The sequence below is a fragment of the Mycolicibacillus koreensis genome (genome assembly GCF_002104795.1).
Taxonomy (GTDB): domain Bacteria; phylum Actinomycetota; class Actinomycetes; order Mycobacteriales; family Mycobacteriaceae; genus Mycobacterium; species Mycobacterium koreense.
Window position 1 is genome coordinate 1 of sequence record NZ_NCXO01000036.1, and the last position, 18,675, is coordinate 18,675.

At 69.5% G+C, this 18,675-nt stretch carries 20 protein-coding genes and 1 pseudogene; 18 read left to right on the forward strand and 3 right to left on the reverse strand.

The window, feature by feature from the left end; genetic code table 11:
• The 4 genes from B8W67_RS21135 to B8W67_RS14885 form a co-directional block, all read left to right on the forward strand.
• The coding region (locus tag B8W67_RS21135; RefSeq protein WP_207567705.1) for a hypothetical protein at window positions 1–209 on the forward strand (209 nt) is incomplete at its 5' end.
• Window positions 196–525 (forward strand): DUF6317 family protein, encoded by a 330-nt coding sequence (locus B8W67_RS20595; protein ID WP_133056126.1) that lies wholly within the window; start codon window positions 196–198, stop codon window positions 523–525. The genes B8W67_RS21135 and B8W67_RS20595, both read left to right, overlap by 14 nt.
• Window positions 522–1,832, forward strand: a complete 1,311-nt coding sequence (locus B8W67_RS14880) for a WXG100 family type VII secretion target (protein ID WP_085304752.1) — start codon at window positions 522–524, stop codon at window positions 1,830–1,832. Before B8W67_RS20595 ends, B8W67_RS14880 begins: the two co-directional genes overlap by 4 nt.
• 119 nt (window positions 1,833–1,951) lie before the next feature.
• On the forward strand, window positions 1,952–2,365 hold the full coding sequence (locus tag B8W67_RS14885) for a hypothetical protein (RefSeq protein ID WP_165757320.1): 414 nt from the start codon (window positions 1,952–1,954) through the stop codon (window positions 2,363–2,365).
• 18 nt (window positions 2,366–2,383) lie between these two features.
• Here B8W67_RS14885 and B8W67_RS14890 read toward each other — a convergent pair whose 3' ends face one another.
• Window positions 2,384–3,196, reverse strand: coding sequence for a hydrolase (locus tag B8W67_RS14890; RefSeq protein ID WP_085304757.1), 813 nt, complete (start codon window positions 3,194–3,196; stop codon window positions 2,384–2,386).
• A gap of 109 nt (window positions 3,197–3,305) precedes the next feature.
• Between B8W67_RS14890 and B8W67_RS14895 the strand changes: the two genes are divergently transcribed.
• The 10 genes and pseudogenes from B8W67_RS14895 (at window position 3,306) to groL (ending at window position 13,270) form a co-directional block, all read left to right on the forward strand.
• Window positions 3,306–4,751 (forward strand): NAD(P)H-hydrate dehydratase, encoded by a 1,446-nt coding sequence (locus B8W67_RS14895; RefSeq protein ID WP_085304758.1) that lies wholly within the window; start codon window positions 3,306–3,308, stop codon window positions 4,749–4,751.
• Between the two features lie 11 nt (window positions 4,752–4,762).
• Window positions 4,763–6,154 carry a glutamate decarboxylase gene (gene gad, locus B8W67_RS14900; RefSeq protein WP_085304760.1) on the forward strand — a complete coding sequence of 464 codons (1,392 nt, stop codon included), beginning with the start codon at window positions 4,763–4,765 and terminating at the stop codon, window positions 6,152–6,154.
• A 90-nt stretch (window positions 6,155–6,244) separates the two neighbouring features.
• Window positions 6,245–7,393, forward strand: coding sequence for an alanine racemase (alr, locus tag B8W67_RS14905; protein WP_372507498.1), 1,149 nt, complete (start codon window positions 6,245–6,247; stop codon window positions 7,391–7,393).
• Window positions 7,386–8,480: an alpha/beta fold hydrolase gene (locus B8W67_RS14910; protein ID WP_085304764.1), complete on the forward strand. Its 1,095-nt coding sequence runs from the start codon at window positions 7,386–7,388 to the stop codon at window positions 8,478–8,480. The genes alr and B8W67_RS14910 overlap by 8 nt, the downstream gene beginning before the upstream one ends.
• Entirely contained in the window at window positions 8,473–8,940 is a 468-nt protein-coding gene (gene tsaE, locus B8W67_RS14915) for a tRNA (adenosine(37)-N6)-threonylcarbamoyltransferase complex ATPase subunit type 1 TsaE (RefSeq protein ID WP_085304767.1), read from the forward strand. Before B8W67_RS14910 ends, tsaE begins: the two co-directional genes overlap by 8 nt.
• Before the next feature lie 8 nt (window positions 8,941–8,948).
• Window positions 8,949–9,482: pseudogene (gene tsaB, locus B8W67_RS21630) on the forward strand (tRNA (adenosine(37)-N6)-threonylcarbamoyltransferase complex dimerization subunit type 1 TsaB); the annotation flags it as partial.
• 105 nt (window positions 9,483–9,587) lie between these two features.
• A complete protein-coding gene (rimI, locus tag B8W67_RS21635) occupies window positions 9,588–10,049 on the forward strand; it encodes a ribosomal protein S18-alanine N-acetyltransferase (RefSeq protein ID WP_234806776.1) in 462 nt (153 codons plus the stop codon).
• Entirely contained in the window at window positions 10,046–11,071 is a 1,026-nt protein-coding gene (tsaD, locus tag B8W67_RS14925) for a tRNA (adenosine(37)-N6)-threonylcarbamoyltransferase complex transferase subunit TsaD (RefSeq protein ID WP_085304768.1), read from the forward strand. The genes rimI and tsaD overlap by 4 nt, the downstream gene beginning before the upstream one ends.
• Before the next feature lie 206 nt (window positions 11,072–11,277).
• Window positions 11,278–11,580, forward strand: a complete 303-nt coding sequence (gene groES / locus B8W67_RS14930) for a co-chaperone GroES (RefSeq protein WP_069391101.1) — start codon at window positions 11,278–11,280, stop codon at window positions 11,578–11,580.
• A 76-nt stretch (window positions 11,581–11,656) separates the two neighbouring features.
• A complete protein-coding gene (groL, locus tag B8W67_RS14935) occupies window positions 11,657–13,270 on the forward strand; it encodes a chaperonin GroEL (protein ID WP_085304770.1) in 1,614 nt (537 codons plus the stop codon).
• A 90-nt stretch (window positions 13,271–13,360) separates the two neighbouring features.
• Here the strand turns inward: groL and B8W67_RS14940 are convergent, their stop codons facing one another.
• Window positions 13,361–13,657: a WhiB family transcriptional regulator gene (locus B8W67_RS14940; RefSeq protein ID WP_069391103.1), complete on the reverse strand. Its 297-nt coding sequence runs from the start codon at window positions 13,655–13,657 to the stop codon at window positions 13,361–13,363.
• A 289-nt stretch (window positions 13,658–13,946) separates the two neighbouring features.
• Here B8W67_RS14940 and B8W67_RS14945 point away from each other — a divergent pair, with 289 nt between their 5' ends.
• The 3 genes from B8W67_RS14945 to B8W67_RS14955 all read left to right on the forward strand — a co-directional run bounded on the left by B8W67_RS14945 (window position 13,947) and on the right by B8W67_RS14955 (window position 16,488).
• On the forward strand, window positions 13,947–14,771 hold the full coding sequence (locus tag B8W67_RS14945) for a hypothetical protein (RefSeq protein WP_234806774.1): 825 nt from the start codon (window positions 13,947–13,949) through the stop codon (window positions 14,769–14,771).
• A gap of 105 nt (window positions 14,772–14,876) precedes the next feature.
• Window positions 14,877–15,449, forward strand: a complete 573-nt coding sequence (locus tag B8W67_RS14950) for a sigma-70 family RNA polymerase sigma factor (RefSeq protein WP_069391246.1) — start codon at window positions 14,877–14,879, stop codon at window positions 15,447–15,449.
• The gene (locus tag B8W67_RS14955) at window positions 15,442–16,488 is read left to right on the forward strand and encodes an anti-sigma-D factor RsdA (protein ID WP_085304774.1); all 1,047 of its coding nucleotides are present in this window, start codon (window positions 15,442–15,444) and stop codon (window positions 16,486–16,488) included. The genes B8W67_RS14950 and B8W67_RS14955 overlap by 8 nt, the downstream gene beginning before the upstream one ends.
• 53 nt (window positions 16,489–16,541) lie before the next feature.
• Here the strand turns inward: B8W67_RS14955 and B8W67_RS14960 are convergent, their stop codons facing one another.
• Window positions 16,542–16,946: a DUF5319 domain-containing protein gene (locus B8W67_RS14960; protein WP_069391105.1), complete on the reverse strand. Its 405-nt coding sequence runs from the start codon at window positions 16,944–16,946 to the stop codon at window positions 16,542–16,544.
• Window positions 16,947–17,094: 148 nt separating this feature from the next.
• On the opposite strand from B8W67_RS14960, the gene guaB reads away from it, so the two are divergent.
• Window positions 17,095–18,648 carry an IMP dehydrogenase gene (guaB, locus tag B8W67_RS14965; protein WP_069391106.1) on the forward strand — a complete coding sequence of 518 codons (1,554 nt, stop codon included), beginning with the start codon at window positions 17,095–17,097 and terminating at the stop codon, window positions 18,646–18,648.
• The last annotated feature ends 27 nt before the right edge of the window (window positions 18,649–18,675 follow it).

Genomic DNA, 18,675 nt, shown 5'->3' on the forward strand with positions numbered 1-18,675 from the left:
CAACCACGGCCGGATACTCCACAATCAACAACCATCACGGATCAGAACCCGCAGACCCAGGTTGGTGGCGTAGAGCCCGATTGGTTCAATTGATTAACGACTCAGGTGTGACTGGATTGCTGGTCGATCCGGCAGCCGATCTGGTAAGTCCGTTATGGTCGCAAGAGGCTTTGGAAGCGTTAAGGCTGGTGAATGATGTCCGAATTTAAGGTCGTACTGAATGACCTTGATCAATTGCGTCGGTCCCTTGCGGGGGGTGCGGCCAGTTACGAACAAATCATTCCGAGCGTTAACCCGCCTCCTGTTGACGGTGGGGACGGGAATCTCAACAGCGTCTTGCAAGCATTGACGGAAACGTTCGCCGTCGGTCACGCTGCAGTGGTCGATTCGCTCGAGGGCCGCGCCGCCAAGGTTAAGAGCGCACGGGACACTTTTGACCGAGTCGATTCCGGTGCCTATTTCCAATGGGATGGAACCCGTTCGCTCTATGACGACATGGTGCCCGAGGAAGACCGTCCCAAATGAGCTGGGTGGGCGGTGACATTCCTGGACTTCAAGGAATGGGTTCAGCGATGGCTAAGGCGACAACCAAGACGAACGCCATAGTGACTGATTTGGAGTCCAAAATCAATACCTTGGCCAGCGATGCCGAATGGCGTGGAATCGCTGGCGATGCATTTCGGGCAACGTGGTCAAGAAGCGCTTTCGAGATCGGCTCCCTCAATGCTGCTGTCACCGAAGCAGGCACCACGATCAAGGCGCTGGGCGATACCCTCGCTGATTTAGAGGCCGAGCTCCACAACTCTGCGGCGGATTATGCGGCGAAGGGTGTCCCGATAGGTCCGAGCGGGGAGCCCCAGACGGTGGTAGTGACCGGTGACCCATCGGTCAGTCCGGCCAAGGATGTATTGCAGGCGGCCAATGAGTACAAGGAGCTTTACGACTCAACGATGCTCCTGGCGAAGAAAGCGCGGAACGACGCAGCCAACAGCCTTTCCGAGATGCTCGGCATCATCCTGCCCCCGGACGGAGGGGAAGACCCTGGCCTGGGGTTAGATGACAAGGCGACAGCTGCTTCGTTCATTCGTGGCTTACTTACCGCAAATAATGAAAAGCGCGACGTAATCGATGGGCTTCGCGAGAGTCGGCGTGCAGCCCTCAATGATGCTCGTCGCCGTTTCAAGGAAACTCGAGGCCCGCTGCGGGCAGCCAAGGCAGAGTATGCCGCTAAGGGGCTCAAACTGCCGGCCACCAGCGAAGCCGCACGTGCACACTCACAAGCGTTGAAAAATGTAGAGGTGCTTGCGGACAGACTCGGTAAAACAGTTGGTCCAGAACGCGTACTCCTGGGATCGGACTGGCTGAATATCAAGCTTGCGGATCTGGCTGGTGACTCGACTGCGCTTAACAAGGTTTTGCCGAAGCTTGGATTCCTGAAGAATGTACCAGTGCTCGATATCGCGGCAACCGGACTTATTGGTGGCATCCAAGGTTATGAAGACCACAATATGGGACGCGGCACGCTGCAGTCGTATAGTTCGAACGTCGTCACAGGCGCCGCCGGGCTGGGAGCCGGTGCACTGGTTGTTGCAGCCGCTCCGGCGTCCGCACCTGCCCTTGGCGTTGCGGTGGTTGCCGGCGGCGTCGTGGTGGGTGTTGGCAATATCGCGAGCGCGATGGTCGACGAGCATTGGATGGACAACATCCAGCAACACGGCGTGGTCGCCGGTATTGCCGAAGGCGTGGGACATTCGGTTTCCAACGGCGCCAAAGCCACATATGACCAGGTCAAAGACGTGGGCAAGGCCGTATGGAGCGGGATTTTCGGATGAGTGAATCGATGTCGGGAGGCGAGCAGGTCCGATCGATTCGGATATTCGGAACCACCTGGGCGAAGCGCGGTTGGCGCTATTGGATCCGGCGGGTTGGGATCACCGTGCTCTGGACCGGCGTGGCAGCGCTGGAGATCGGAATCATCGTTGCGTTCTGGTCTGGTCTCGTGGAGGCGGCCGGCAACCGTATCGCGACGGTGGCAATCTCGGCGGTGTTGACGGTGTTGCTGCTCGGCGGGTTTGTGTGGGCGATCCGTAGCTGGCGGGAGGTGCGGGAAGCCGAACGCTCCGGAGACATTGCTCGACTGCAAGAGATCGTGGAAAAGGGAGCGGGAAACCGGGGCAAAGCCGCGGTCGGCGCAACGCTGTTCGGCGGTGGCGGACTGCTGGCGATTCCGGCTGCGCTTCTGGCGCTCGCGGTCGGGACGTTTGCGGTGATCGGATGGGTGTTCGTGTTCTTGCTGATGAGTTTCGGCCGTTACTACGATCCCGAGGAGTATCTGGCTGTCATCGAGTCGGGGCGGGACCGGTGAGTGGAGGCGCGGCAGAGATCAGGTCAGGTCGTCGTAATCGCCACGCACCCAGGCGATGTGACGCTCGGCCGATCGTTGCACCACCGCCTGCGCGTCGGACTCGATCGCATTGGTGAACAACCCGTACGCCCGGTCGAAACGCAGCGTCGCCAACGTGGCCGCCATCCGGCTCACGACCGCCCCCGACAGCGGAATCAGGTTGGGATAGCTGCGCATGAACCCCACCGACGCGCGGTCGGGGTTGGGAAAGATCGTGTCGCCGGTGAGTAGAACACCCCGTCCGTCGGCGCCGTCACCCCACCAGGCCACCGAGTTCCCGGGGAAATGGCCACCGACCTGAACCAGCGTCAACGCGTCGGTCAACTGCACGCTCTGCGACCACTGCTCGATCACCGGGTCAAGGCGCTGCACCCAGGCGGCGTCGGCGGCGTTGACATACACCGGCACCGAGCCGAGCCGGTGACTCCACTCCACCTGCGCGCCGAACATGTGCGGGTGGCTGGCGGCGATCCCCAACACCGGGCCGTGAGCGTGAATCGCCTCGATCGCGGCGTCGTCGACGAACCCCGACGGATCCCACAGCAGCGAACCCTGCGGTGTGCAGACCAGTTTGGTCATCTGGCCGATCCCCAACCTCGGGGTGGCGCCGATGGCCAGCAGCCCCGGCTCCAACTCGACGGTGTCGGTGTGGGTGCCCTCGGCGGCCAACTCCGCCAGCGTGGTCCACAGTTGCCCCTCGGCGGGCACCCACTGGCGTTCGTCGGCGCAGATCGGGCAGACCTCCGGGGTGGCGGCCTGCTCGACGCCACAGGTACGGCACAGCCAGAGCATGCCCTCAGCCTAGGCGCGCGCGGGACCGCAGCCCGGCGAAACCGGTCACCGTCGCCGGCCGCGCCGGTAACCTGGGCAGGCGCGGCCAGATCGGAGCGGACGGGGACAGATGCGCCACTACTACAGCGTTGAGGCGATCCGGGCCGCCGAAGCGCCGCTGCTGGCCGCCCTGCCCGACGGGGTGCTGATGCGCCGGGCGGCGTTCGGGCTGACCACCGTCCTCGCCGGTGAGCTCCGCGCACGCACCGGTGCTGTCAGCGGACGGCGGGTCTGCGCGGTGATCGGCTCCGGTGACAACGGCGGCGACGCGCTGTGGGCGGCCACCCTGCTGCGCCGGCGCGGAGTGGCCGCCGACGCGGTGCTGCTCAACCCGGAGCGCACCCACCCGCAGGCCCTGGCGGCGTTCCGCCGCTGCGGGGGCCGGTTGGTCGACGCGGTCGCCCCCGACACCGATCTGGTGATCGACGGGGTGGTCGGCATCTCCGGGCGCGGTCCGTTGCGGCCGGCGGCCGCCGCGGTGTTCGCCGCGGCCGCCGACATCCCGGTGGTGGCCGTCGACATCCCCAGCGGTGTCGACGCGCACACCGGGGCCGTTAACGGCCCGGCCGTGCAGGCCGCGGTGACCGTGACGTTCGGCGGACTCAAACCGGTGCACGCGCTGGCCGACTGCGGGCGTGTGGAGTTGGTCGACATCGGGCTGGACCTTCCCGACACGGATCTGCTCGGATTCGACGCCTCCGACGCCGCCGAGCGCTGGCCGGTGCCGCAGCGCAGCGACGACAAATACACCCAGGGGGTGACCGGGGTGCTGGCCGGCTCGGCCGCCTATCCCGGCGCGGCGATCCTGTGCGCCGGTGCCGCGGTCGCGGCGACCTCCGGGATGGTCCGCTACGCCGGCTCAGCGGCCGCAGAGGTGGTGGCGCACTGGCCGGAGGTGGTGGTCGCCGACAGCGCGGCCGCCGCCGGGCGGGTGCAGGCCTGGGTGGTGGGGCCGGGGCTGGGCACCGGCGAGCACGCCGCCGCCGCACTGTGGTTCGCCCTCGGCAGCGACCTGCCGGTCATCGTCGACGCCGATGCGCTGACCCTGCTGGCCGCCCACCCCGACCTGGTCACCGAGCGCACCGCCGCCACGGTGCTCACCCCGCACGCCGGGGAGTTCGCCCGGCTCGCCGGGGAGCCGCCCGGCGCCGACCGGGTCGGCGCCACCCGGGCGTTGGCCGACCGGTTCGGGGCGACCGTTTTGCTCAAGGGCCACGTGACCGTGATCGCCGCTGCGGGCGGGCCGGTCTATCTCAACCCGGCCGGCGGATCGTGGGCGGCCACCGCCGGCTCCGGCGATGTGCTCTCCGGGATGATCGGCGCGCTGCTGGCCGCCGGGCTCGGCCCGGCCGAGGCCGCCGCGACCGCCGCGTTGGTGCATGCCGAGGCCGCGCTGCGCGCCGCCGCCGATCCCGGTCCGGTGCCGGCGCCCACCTCAGCGTCGCGCATCCTGGCCCATATCCGTCCCGCCGTCGCCGCGGTCCGCGCCACCGGCGCGGCCGCAGACCCCCGCTGAAAGGATGTCCCGTGTCCCACCCGTCTGTTCCCTCACACTCGATCGCTCCGGCCTACACCGGCCGGCTCTCCACCGCCCCGGTGCCCGCGCTGCGGCTCCCCGACGAGGCGATGGACCCCGACGCCGCCTACCGGTTCATCCACGACGAGTTGATGCTCGACGGCAGCTCACGGCTGAACCTGGCCACCTTCGTCACCACCTGGATGGATCCCGAGGCCGAGAAGCTGATGGCCGAGACGTTCGACAAGAACATGATCGACAAGGACGAATACCCGGCGACCGCGGCGATCGAGCAGCGCTGCGTGGCCATGGTGGCCGACCTGTTCCACGCCGAGGGCCTGCGTGACGACGATCCGACCAGCGCGGTCGGGGTGTCCACCATCGGATCCAGCGAGGCGGTGATGCTCGGCGGGCTGGCGATGAAATGGCGCTGGCGCCAACGCCTCGAGGCGGCCGGGCAGGACTGGAAGCGCCGCACCCCCAACCTGGTGATGGGGACCAACGTGCAGGTGGTGTGGGAGAAGTTCTGCCGCTACTTCGATGTGGAGCCCCGCTACCTGCCGATGGCCGAAGACCGCTACGTGATCACCCCCGAGCAGGTGGTCGACGCCGTCGACGAGGACACCATCGGGGTGGTCGGCATCCTGGGCACCACCTACACCGGCGAGTTGGAGCCGATTGCCGAGATCTGCGCGGCGCTGGACAAATTGGCCGCCGAAGGCGGCGTCGATGTGCCGGTGCATGTCGACGCGGCCAGCGGCGGTTTCGTGGTGCCGTTCCTGCACCCCGACCTGCGCTGGGATTTCCGGCTCCCGCGGGTGGTGTCGATCAACGTCAGCGGACACAAATACGGACTGACCTATCCCGGTGTCGGGTTCGTGGTGTGGCGCTCGGCGGACTACCTGCCCGACGAGTTGGTGTTCCGGGTCAACTACCTCGGCGGGGACATGCCGACGTTCACGCTGAACTTCTCCCGGCCCGGCAACCAGGTGGTCGGCCAGTACTACAACTTCCTGCGGCTCGGCCGGGACGGCTACACCAGCGTGATGCAGACCCTGTCGAACACCGCGCGCTGGCTCGGCGACGGACTGGCCGCCAGCGAGCACTTCGAGCTGATCACCGACGGCTCGGCGATCCCGGTGGTGGCCTTCCGGCTGGCCGGGGATCGCGGGTACAGCGTGTTCGACGTCTCCCATGAGCTGCGCACCTACGGCTGGCAGGTGCCCGCCTACACGATGCCCGAGGGCGCCTCCGACGTGGCGGTGCTGCGGATCGTGGTCCGCGAGGGGCTGTCGGCCGACCTGGCCCGCGCGCTGCACGACGACGCGGTGAAGGCGGTCACGGCGTTGGACAAGCTCAAACCCCGCGGCCACTTCGACGAACAGCAGCATTTCGCGCACTGAGCCCGCCCCCGCCCGGGCGGGGACGCTTCGTGCACCGCCGCGGCGTGCGGGGCGGCACGGCGGGCTGACCCGCCCGGTTCTGGGACAATGGTGGAGATGACTGTGACATCGCAGACCAGCGGGTTGATCGCCGAGGCCGTCGTGGACCTCGCGGCGATCGCGCACAACGTGCGGGTGCTGCAGGAGTCGGCCGGGTCGGCCCAGGTGATGACGGTGGTCAAAGCCGACGGCTACGGCCATGGCGCCACCCGGGTGGCCCGCGCCGCGTTGGACGCGGGGGCGGCCGAGCTCGGGGTCGCCACCGTCGACGAGGCGCTGGCCCTGCGCGCCGACGACATCAGCGCGCCGGTGCTGGCGTGGCTGCACCGGCCCGGCACCGACTTTGCCGGTGCGCTCGCCGCCGACGTCGGTATCGCGGTGTCCTCGCAGGTCCAACTCGACGACCTGCTCGACGCGGTGCAGCGCACCGGGCGCACCGCCACGGTCACGGTGAAAGCCGACACCGGCATGAACCGCAACGGGGCGCGGGCCGCCGAACTGCCGGAGTTGTTCGCCGCGCTGCACCGTGCCGCCGCCGACAACGCCATCCGGCTGCGCGGGCTGATGTCGCATCTTGCCTGCGCCGATGAGCCCGATCATCCGGCCAACAACGCCCAGGCGCAACGGTTCTCCGAGCTGGTGGACCTCGCCGCCGACCACGGTCTGCGCTTCGAGGTGGCGCACCTGGCCAATTCGGCGGGCACCTTGACCCGCCCCGACCTGGCCTACGACATGGTGCGTCCCGGCATCGCGGTCTACGGTCTGTGCCCGCTACCCGAACGCGGCGACCTGGGCCTCATCCCGGCGATGACGCTGAAAACCACGGTGGCGCTGGTGCGTCCGGTGCGTGCGGGTGAAGGGGTGTCCTACGGTCACACCTGGATCGCCGAGCGTGACACCACGTTGGCGTTGCTGCCGATCGGCTACGCCGACGGGGTGTTCCGGCCGCTCAGCAGTCGGTTCGAGGTGATGATCAACGGGCGGCGCCGCCGCAACGTCGGGCGGGTCTGTATGGACCAGTTCGTCGTCGACCTGGGGCCGGGTCCGGTCGACGTCGCCGAGGGTGACGAGGCGATCCTGTTCGGTCCCGGCGAGGGCGGCGAGCCCCGCGCCCAGGATTGGGCCGACACGTTGGGAACCGTCCACTACGAGGTGGTGACCAGCCCGCGCGGGCGGGTCACCAGGACCTACCGTGAATAGCGGTCACCGCACCCGCTGGCTGGCCGGGGCGACGGGGCTCACGGCGGTCGGGGCGCTGGCGGGCACCACGGTCACCCAGGCGCTGACCCGGCGCACCACCACCGATGACCCGTATGCCGGCGAGGATTTCGAAATGCTGCGCCACGATCCCGGCTGTGTGGTGACCACCCCCGATGGGGTGCCGCTGACGGTGCGCGAGGTCGGCGATCCGCGGGCCCCGGTGACCATGGTGTTCGCCCACGGTTTTTGTCTCCGCAAGGCCGCCTTCCACTTTCAGCGGGTGCGACTGCTGCAGGAGTGGGGCGATCAGGCCCGGATGATCTTCTACGACCAGCGCGGCCACGGCCAGTCCGGCACCGCCGACCCGGCCACCTACACGGTTCCCCAGCTCGGCCGCGACCTCGAATCGGTGCTGCAGGTCATGGCGCCGCGCGGGCCGATCGTGGTGGTGGGCCACTCGATGGGCGCGATGACCGTCCTCGCCCATGCCCGGCAATATCCCGAGCAGTACGGGCCGCGCATCGTCGGTGCGGCCCTGGTGTCGTCGGCCGCCGAGGGGGTGGACCGCTCACCGCTGGGGGAGATCCTGCAGAACCCGGCGCTGGAGGCGGTCCGGTTCGCCGCCCGCTACACCCCGGCGTTGCTGCACCGCGGCCGCGGCGCGGTCCGGTCGGTGATCGGCCCCATCCTGCGGGCGGGTTCCTACGGCGACGGCAAAATCAGCCCGTCGGTGGTGCGGTTCTCCGAGCAGATGATGCACGACACCGCCATCACCACCACGGTCGAGTTCTTACACGCCCTGGAGGTGCACGACGAATCCGCCGCGCTGGGGGTGCTGTCGCGGATCCCGACCCTCATCGCCTGCGGCGACCACGATCTGCTCACCCCCGCCGAGAACTCCCGGGCGATGGCCGATGCGATGAGCGCGACGGGGCCGAACAGCGAACTGCTGATCATCCCCGGAGCGGGGCATCTGCTGCCGTTGGAGGTTCCCGACATCGTCAACGACGCCCTCGTGCAGTTGGTGCAGCGCGCCACCCCCGACACTTTGGTCTCCGTGCCACGGCGGTTGCACCGTCGTGCCTGAACGAGACTGCGGCACCGCGCTGTTGACAGGCGAGGCCGACACGAGGGCGCTCGGCGCACGGCTGGGCGCCGAGCTGCGCGCCGGCGACGTCGTCGTGGTGACCGGGCCGCTCGGGGCCGGAAAAACCGTTCTCACCAAGGGAATCGCCGAGGCGATGGAGGTCGATGGCCCCATCACCTCACCGACCTACGTGCTGGCCCGGGTGCATCCGGCGCGGCGCCCAGGCGCCCCGGCGCTGGTGCACGTCGACTTCTACCGGCTGCTCGATCACGGCGGGGACCTGATGGGCGAACTCGATTCGCTGGACCTCGACACCGATCTCACCGATGCGGTGGTGGTGGTCGAGTGGGGTGAGGGGCTGGCCGAACGGCTCGCCGAACGGTATCTGGCGATCCGGCTGGACCGCGTCGCCGACGGTGCTGAGACCGAGCGCAGAGCCAGCTGGCGGTGGTCGCGGTGAGTCGCACCGTGTTGGTCATCGACACCGCCACCGCGGCGGTCACCGCCGGCATCGCGCGCCACGGTGAGCGCACCGAGGTGCTCGCCGAGCGGATCGCCCGCGGTGCACGCGCCCACGCCGAACAACTCACCCCCAATATCCTTGCCGCACTGGAGGAATCCGGGTTGACGATGCAGGATCTGCAGGCGGTGGTGGTCGGCTGCGGTCCCGGACCTTTCACCGGTCTGCGGGTGGGGATGGCCACCGCCGCCGCCTACGGTGACGCGCTGCACCTGCCGGTGTACGGGGTGTGCAGTCTCGACGGGATCGGCCGGGTCGCCGGTGCCGCGCCGGGTGCCGAGGTGCTGGTGGTCACCGATGCGCGCCGCCGCGAGGTGTACTGGGCGCGTTACCGCGGCGGTGAGCGCATCGACGGCCCCGCAGTGTCGGCCCCCGACGCGGTCGACGTGGGTGCGTCCACCGCGGTCGCCGGATCCGCCGAACATGCCGCGCTGTTCGACCTGCCGGTGCTCGACGTGCCCGCGCCCACGGTGGCGGGTCTGATAGCCGCGGTGAGCGACTGGGGCGCCGCGCCGGCGCCGCTGCGTCCGCTGTATCTGCGCCGCCCCGACGCCAAGGCCGCCGGCGACCCCGCAGCGCAGGTGAGGATGGACGTCTTGACCAGTGCGGACGCCGCCCGTTGCGCGGAGTTGGAAGCGCAACTGTTCGGCGGGGACGACCCGTGGCCGGCGGCGGCGTTCGTGCGTGAATTAGCTGCCCCCCACACCCATTACGCCGCGGCCCGGTTGGACGACACCCTGGTCGGCTACGCCGGGATCTCCCGGCTGGGCCGCACGGCACCGTTCGAATACGAGATCCACACCATCGGCGTCGACCCGGAGCATCGGGGACGTGGAATCGGTCGCCGGCTGCTCGACGAGCTGCTGGCGTTCGCCGGCGACGATGTGATCTTCCTGGAGGTGCGCACCGACAACGAGCCGGCGATCGCGCTGTACCGCAGCGTCGGGTTCCAGACCGTCGGGGTGCGGCGACGCTACTACCGGGCCAGCGGCGCCGACGCCTACACCATGCGTCGTGACCCGGCGGGCACCGCGGGGGCGACCCCATGACCGTCGTGTTGGCCATCGAGACGTCGTGCGACGAAACCGGCGTGGGCATCGCCGGGCTCGCCGACGACGGCACCCTGACCCTGCTCGCCGACGAGGTGGCCTCCAGCGTCGACGAGCACGCCCGGTTCGGCGGGGTCGTGCCCGAGGTGGCGTCGCGCGCGCACCTGGAAGCACTCGGCCCGACCATGCGCCGCGCGCTGGCCGCCGCACAGATCGAGCGCCCCGACGTGGTGGCCGCGACCATCGGGCCCGGGCTGGCCGGGGCGCTGCTGGTCGGGGTGGCCGCCGCCAAGGCCTACGCCGCCGCCTGGGGGGTGCCGTTCTACGCGGTCAACCACCTGTGCGGACATCTGGCCGCCGATGTCTACCAGCACGGCCCGCTGCCGGAGAGTGTGGCGCTGCTGGTCTCCGGCGGACACACCCATCTGCTGCATGTGCGGTCGCTGGCCGAGCCGATCGTCGAACTGGGCTCGACCGTCGACGACGCCGCCGGGGAGGCCTACGACAAGGTCGCCCGCCTGCTGGGGCTGGGCTATCCGGGTGGGCGGGTCCTCGACGAGTTGGCCCACGGCGGGGACCGCGACGCGATCGCGTTTCCGCGCGGCATGACCGGCCCGCGCGACGCCCGCCACGCCTTCAGCTTCTCCGGGCTGAAGACCGCGGTGGCCCGCCACGTGGAGGCGAACCCGCACGCCGCGCCCGCCGACGTGGCCGCCGGCTTTCAGGAGGCCGTCGCCGACGTGTTGACGATGAAGGCGGTGCGCGCCGCCACCGACCTCGGGGTGGACACCTTGCTGATCGCCGGGGGAGTGGCCGCCAACTCGCGGCTGCGTGAGCTGGCCGCCCAGCGCTGCGCGGCCGCGGGTGTGACCCTGCGCATCCCGGCCCCGCGCCTGTGCACCGACAACGGCGCGATGATCGCCGCCTACGCCGCACACCTGGTGGCCGCCGGTGCGGCACCGTCGGCGCTGTCGGTGGCCACCGACCCGGGCCTGCCGGTGGGGCGCGGACAGATCCGGTGAACGCCCGCCCGACCCAACACAGCAGAGACCCGGCCTTGAGTGCTAGCACTCTCATGTATAGAGTGCTAGGTGGCAGTCGGACAGCCCCTGTGTCGGCACCCGCGACGACGGCGTAGGGACCCGGACGAATGCCACACACCTGGTAATTCGACGGGTTCGGGGATCGCCCCCGCACCCATACCCCGATCAAGTGGAGGGCTCCAATCGTGGCGAAGGTGAACATCAAGCCACTCGAGGACAAGATCCTCGTTCAGGCCAATGAGGCCGAGACCACGACCGCATCCGGTCTGGTCATCCCCGACACCGCCAAGGAAAAGCCGCAGGAAGGCACCGTTGTCGCCGTCGGCCCCGGCCGGTGGGACGACGACGGTGACAAGCGGATTCCGCTGGATGTTGCCGAGGGCGATGTCGTCATCTACAGCAAGTACGGCGGCACCGAGATCAAGTACAACAACGAGGAGTACCTGATCCTGTCGGCGCGCGACGTGCTGGCTGTCGTCTCCAAGTAAAACCGTGTCCCGCCCCGGCGATCCCCGCGTGTACGTGGGTGATTTCCGGGGCGGTACTCGTTAAAGGAAAAGGCCTATGAGCAAGCTCATTGAGTACGACGAAACCGCGCGCCGCGCCATGGAGGCCGGCATCGATCAGCTCGCCGACGCGGTGCGGGTCACGATCGGCCCCCGCGGCCGCTTCGTGGTGCTGGACAAGGCGTTCGGTGGTCCGACCGTCACCAACGACGGGGTCACCATCGCCCGCGAGATCGACCTAGAAGACCCGTTCGAGAACCTCGGTGCCCAGCTGGTGAAGTCGGTGGCCACCAAGACCAACGACATCACCGGCGACGGCACCAGCACCGCCACTGTGCTGGCCCAGGCGTTGATCAAGGCGGGCCTGCGCAACGTGGCAGCCGGGGCCAACCCGATGGAACTCGGCCGCGGCATCGACAAGGCCGCCGCAGCGGTCTCCGAGGCGCTGCTGGCCGCGGCGACCCCGGTCTCGGAGAAGGCCGGGATCGCCGAGGTGGCGACCGTGTCCTCCCGCGACGCCGAGATCGGCCGGCTGGTCGGGGAGGCGATGACCAAGGTCGGCGGCGACGGCGTGGTCAGCGTCGAGGAGTCCTCGACACTGCAGACCGAGCTGGAGATCACCGACGGGGTCGGGTTCGACAAGGGATTCCTGTCGGCCTACTTCGTCACCGACTTCGACACCCAGGAAGCCGTGCTGGAGGACGCGCTGATCCTGTTGCACCGCGACAAGATCAGCTCGCTGCCGGATCTGCTGCCGCTGTTGGAGAAGGTCGCCGAGGCGGGCAAGCCGCTGGTGATCGTCGCTGAGGACGTCGAGGGTGAGGCGCTGTCGACCCTGGTGGTCAACGCGATCCGCAAGACCCTCAAGGCGGTGGCGGTCAAGGCGCCGTTCTTCGGTGATCGTCGCAAGGCGTTCCTGGAGGACCTGGCGATCGTCACCGGCGCGCAGGTGATCAACCCCGACGTGGGGCTGGTGCTGCGCGAGGCCGGTCTGGACGTGCTGGGCTCGGCGCGCCGGGTGGTGGTCAGCAAGGACGACACCGTCATCGTCGACGGTGGCGGCACCGACACGGCCGTGGCCGACCGGGCCAAGCAGCTGCGCGCCGAGATCGAGGCCAGCGACTCCGACTGGGACCGCGAGAAGCTCGAGGAGCGGCTGGCCAAGCTGGCCGGCGGTGTCGCGGTGATCAAGGTCGGTGCGGCCACCGAGACCGAGGTCAAGGCCAAGAAGGCCGCCGTCGAGGATGCGGTGGCTGCGGCCAAGGCCGCCGTCGAGGAGGGCATCGTCGCCGGCGGTGGTGCGGCGCTGCTGCAGACCCGCGCGGCGCTGGCGAAGCTGCGTTCCTCGCTGGCCGGGGACGAGGCCCTCGGGGTGGACATCGTGGCCTCCGCGATGGCCGCGCCGCTGCACTGGATCGCCACCAACGCTGGTCTCGACGGCCCGGTGGTGACCGCCAAGGTCGCCGAACTGCCGGCCGGGCACGGCTTCAACGCCGCCACCCTCGAGTACGGGGATCTGGCCGCCGCCGGGGTCATCGACCCGGTGAAGGTCACCCGCACCGCGGTGCTCAACGCCGCGTCGGTGGCCCGCATGGTGCTGACCACCGAGACCGCGGTGGTCGACAAGCCGGTTGAGGAGGACGAGCACGCCGGTCACGGCCACGCTCACTGAAACCCGAGTACGGCGCCAGTACGACACGAAGGTCCCCGGAATCTCCGAGATTCCGGGGACCTTCGCGTCTGCTCAGCTCAGCGGCAGCGGTCAGGCGCTGCGGCGCCGGCCCAGCCCGCGCCGCAGCAGCACCGCCCGCTCGGGTTCGGAGAGCCCGCCCCAGATGCCGTAGGCCTCACCGACCTGCAGGGCGTGCGCCCGGCACGCGTCGACCACCGGGCAGCGCCGGCAGACGGCCTTGGCGACCTGCTCGCGCCGCAGCCGTTCATGGCCGCGCTCGCCGTCCGGGTGGAAGAACATCGACGAGTCGGCACCGCGGCACGCCGCCTGCAGCTGCCAATCCCACAGATCGGCGTTGGGGCCGGGGAGTTGTTCGGGAAATACCATCGCAAAACTCCTCTCCTGTCGTCAGCGATAACGTAAACAGGTCACGGAAAACCGGTCAATTCCCTGCTCCGGTCGTGTCGAACGGATCGACGGAAAAGAATTAACCCGGCGTTTATCGCCGCCGGGATCCCGGCCTCGGGTCCGCGAGACGCACGTCACAACACCCAGTTCACAACGGTTTTTCGGCGACCTGGATGGCGCGGCGGCCAACGGTATGGAAAATCGCTGTGGCGTATTTAAACCCCCCGTAATTCTGCGCTCATCAACAATTAACTAAAATGTATCGACGATGACGACAATGGCACCGCCGCCGGGCGGCTCAAGCCTGTCCGGGGGCTTGTCCGGGGACTTGTTCGATGCCGCGTTCGGCGCCGACACGGCGCGCTGGCCGCTGCCGGCGGCCACCGACGCCGAGCAGTTGTGGCTGCGGGCGGTGGCCGCCGGCGGCCAGGGGCGCTACGCCAGCGCCCACGCCGACCTCGACGCGCTGCTGCGCGCACGCCCCGGCGGGCCGCTGGCATCACTGGCGCACAGCACCCGCGGCTCGTTCTGGCGTCAGCTCGGCTGGCACGTCCGCGCGCGCACCCACGACGGCCGGGCGTTGTCGCTCGCCGGCACCGACCCGCAGGCCCGGTCCGATGCTCTGGTGGGGCTGGCCGCCGATGCCCTCGGGGTAAGGCGTTTCGCCGCCTCGGCGCGACTGTTGGAGCGCGCCGCCGACCTGGACACGGCGGTAGCCCGCCTGCCGATCCGGCACGCCTGGGTCAGCGCCGAGTTGGCGATGGCCACCGGCGCGGGGGACACCGCAATCGGCCACGCGCAGCGCGCCCGCACCCTGGCCGCGGCGAGCGATTCGACACGCCACCGGATCAAAAGCGACGTCGTCGCCGCCGCGGCGTTGTGCAGCGCGGGCCAGATCGACGCGGCACGCACCCTTGCCGACGCAGCCCTGGCGGCGGCGCGGCAGGGCGGCCTCGTCCCGCTGTGTTGGGCGCTGGCGAGCCTGCTCACCGGCATCGGCAGTGCGACGCTGCCGGACCGCGATCTCGATGACCTGCGCACCACCGCCGCTGAGCAGGTCATTCGCGGCGGCGGCGAATGGAGCAACCGTTAAGGCGTCGTTGCGCGACCTCCGAGGTTGCCTCGACAGTCGCTATGGTGAACATTTGCCGAATGTCGGGTGGAGGCCCGGGCCGTAACGTTGGAGATGCCGCTGTCGATGACCATGCATGGAGACCATCTCGATGCTGCCGTGGCTGACGCTGCGGCCGGGGATCGTGATGCGCTCCGGAATGTGTTGGAGACCATCCGTCCCCTGGTGGTCCGGTACTGCCGTGCCAGGATCGGCACGGGTGAGCGGAGTGGTCAGTCGGCTGACGACGTGGCTCAGGAGGTCTGCTTGGCCACCCTAACGGCGCTGCCGCGGTACCGGGATCAGGGACGACCGTTCCTGGCCTTCGTGTACGGCATCGCCGCCCACAAGGTTGCCGACGCGCATCGCGCCGGGGCCCGCAACCGCGCCTATGCCACCGAGTCGGTCCCGGAGATGGCCGCCGTCGACACCGGGCCGCTGCAGCGGGTCCTCAAGACCGACGCCGCCGAGCGGATGAACCGTCTGCTGGCGGTGCTGCCGGCGAAACAACGCGAGATCCTGACCCTGCGCGTGGTGGTGGGCCTGTCCGCGGAGGAGACCGCCGACGCCGTCGGCAGCACCCCCGGCGCGGTCCGGGTTGCTCAGCACCGGGCGCTGACCCGTCTGCGCGCCGAGGTCGTCAGGGGCGACCATGATTGAGTTCGGTCGCACCCCCGATCTGGAGGCGGTGACGCGCTCCGATCGGCTCCTCGACGCCCTCGCCGAAGGCCGGCCGGTGACCGGCGCGGATCCGGCCGACCAGGAGCTGACCGACCTGCTCGCCGGCTGGCGCGACGAGTTGCGCTGGCCGCCGGCGACCGGGCTGGTCGCCGAGAACCAGGCGATCGAGGCGCTGCGGCACGGCCAGCAGGCCGGCCCGCCGCCGCGGGCGCCCGGTCGCGCCCACCGCAGCATGACGCTGGTGGGCACCGTCGCGGCCACCGTGCTCGGCCTCGGCGGATTCGGTGCGCTGATCGCGACCGCCGAGCCCGGCGACGCCCTCTACGGGCTGCGCAGCGGGCTGTTCGGTGAACCCGCTTCGGTGCGCGACGAGCACGTCGTGCTGGCCGCCCAGACCGAACTCGACCGGGTGCAGCAGATGATCGCCGACGGCCAATGGGACCAGGCCCACGAGGCGTTGGCCAAGGTCAACACCTCGGTGCAGACCGTCAACGACAACACCCGCCGTCAAGACCTGATCGATCAGTGGAACCAGTTGAACGTCAAGGTCGAGAACAAGGACCCGGACGCCACCGTGCCGCCGGAAGCCACCCCCGACCCCGGTGCGCCCCCGGGCACACCGGCGACGACGGTGACCCTGTCGACCACACCCGGACCCGACAGCTCCGGCACCGAGACCCCCGAATCGCAGCCCCCGACCTCCGGGGCGGCCCCGGGGGAGAGCTCCGAGCCGACCACGCCGGGGTCATCGACCACACCCGCATCACCGACCACCACGACCGGCCCGGCGCCGTCACCGTCGACAACGCCGTCGCCGACGCCGTCGAGCAGCCCGACACCGAGCACCGCACCCGCGGTGCCCCCGTCGAGCAGTGAGAGTGCGCAGCCACCGACCCCGACCACGTCGGAGATCGGCGAGAACAAGACCCCGCCAACGTCGGTGGTGGATCCGGCCGAGCGGCTGGCCACCGACACCGATTCGGTCAGTGCACCGTCGGCGTCGACCGAAACGCCCTGACGGCGGCGTGGTGGCCGGTCTCTGACCGGCTTTTCACCGGCTGCTAACCGGCGCTAGCGGTAGCGCTCGTTCTCCGAGGTGGCCTCATCGAGCGAGGCGTCGGCGTAGCCGCGGCAGTAGTCCCAGGTCACGTAGGCGTCCGGTTCCGGGTCGTAGGCCGGTTCGTGGGGACGGACGGTCCCGTCGACCAAGAGCTGCAACAGGTTGGCGCGCAGCATGTCCCAGTCGTGGTAGTGGTCCTCCTGGCAGTCGTCGCAACACACCACCAGGCCGCGGATCCCGCGGTGCGCCAGCAGGGCCTCATAGATCGCCAGGTCGGCCAGGTCGGCTTCGACCGCGGTCCGTTCGTGCGGATCCAGCGGCTGCCCGGGCTCGATCGCGTCCAGCGCCGCCGAGGGATCGCACGGGTCGTCAGCAAACGGGTCGGGCGGTAAGCCCGGGGGCAGGTGGTCACGCACGCCTACACCCTACGCAGGGGGGCACACAAGTTGCCACCGGCCAGCGGATTGTGTCCGCTGTGCGGGTCGCCGAAGGCCCCGCGGAAAACCACGGCGATGAGCATTAGGATGGCGGTCTCACCCACCCACGGCTCATGGAGGTTCGCCGATGACCAGTGGCTCGCCCCGACTGCTCGGTGCCGAGGCAGCGGTGCCCACCGGCGGCGACGACCCGCAGAAGATCGCGGCGCTGGGCTTGACGTTCGATGACGTGCTGCTGTTGCCGGCCGCCTCCGATGTCATCCCGGCCACCGCCGACACCTCCAGCCAGGTCACGCGCAAGATCCGGTTGAAGGTTCCGCTGGTCAGCTCGGCGATGGACACCGTCACCGAATCGCGCATGGCGATCGCGATGGCCCGCGCCGGCGGGATGGGCGTGTTGCACCGCAACCTGCCGGGCGAGGCCCAGGCCGCCCAGGTCGAGACCGTGAAGCGGTCCGAGGCGGGCATGGTCACCGACCCGGTCACCTGCCGGCCCACCAACACCCTGGCCGAGGTCGATGCGCTCTGCGCCCGCTTCCATATCTCCGGGCTGCCGGTGGTCGACGAGGACGGGCAACTCGTCGGGATCATCACCAACCGCGACATGCGTTTCGAGGTCGACCAGAACAAGCCCGTCGCCGAGGTGATGACCAAGGCGCCGCTGATCACCGCCTCGGAGGGAGTCACCGCCGACGCCGCGCTGGGGCTGTTGCGCCGCCACAAGATCGAGAAGCTTCCGATCGTCGACGGCCACGGCAAACTCACCGGCCTGATCACCGTGAAGGACTTCGTCAAAACCGAGCAGCACCCCGACGCCACCAAGGACAGCGACGGCCGCCTGCTGGTCGGCGCGGCGATCGGGGTCGGCGACGACGCGTGGACGAGGGCCATGATGCTGACTGATGCCGGCGTGGACGTGCTGGTGGTCGACACCGCCCACGCCCACAACCGTCGGGTGCTGGAGATGGTCGGCAAGCTCAAAGCCGAAGTGGGCGATCGCGTCGAGGTGGTCGGCGGCAACATCGCCACCCGAGCGGCGGCCGCCGCCCTGGTCGAGGCCGGTGCCGACGCGGTGAAGGTCGGGGTCGGCCCCGGCTCCATCTGCACCACCCGGGTGGTCGCCGGGGTGGGGGCACCGCAGATCACCGCGATCCTGGAGGCGGTGGCCGCCTGCGCACCCGCCGGGGTTCCGGTGATCGCCGACGGCGGGCTGCAGTACTCCGGGGACATCGCCAAGGCGCTGGCCGCGGGTGCCTCCACGGCGATGCTCGGGTCGCTGCTGGCCGGCACCGGCGAATCTCCCGGCGAGCTGATCTTGGTCAACGGCAAGCAGTTCAAGAGCTACCGGGGCATGGGCTCGCTGGGAGCCATGCAGGGCCGTGGCTCCGGCGGGGCCGCCAAGTCCTACTCCAAGGACCGCTACTTCCAAGACGACGTGCTCTCCGAGGACAAGCTGGTGCCCGAGGGCATCGAGGGTCGGGTGCCCTACCGCGGCCCGCTGTCGACGGTAATCCATCAACTCACCGGTGGGCTGCGCGCGGCGATGGGCTACACGGGTGCGGCCACCATCGAAGATCTGCAGCGGGCGCAGTTCGTGCGGATCACCGCCGCGGGACTCAAGGAGAGCCACCCGCACGACATCACCATGACCGTCGAAGCGCCGAACTACTACGCGCGCTGATTCTCCCGCTGAATGAGCACTCCGGCA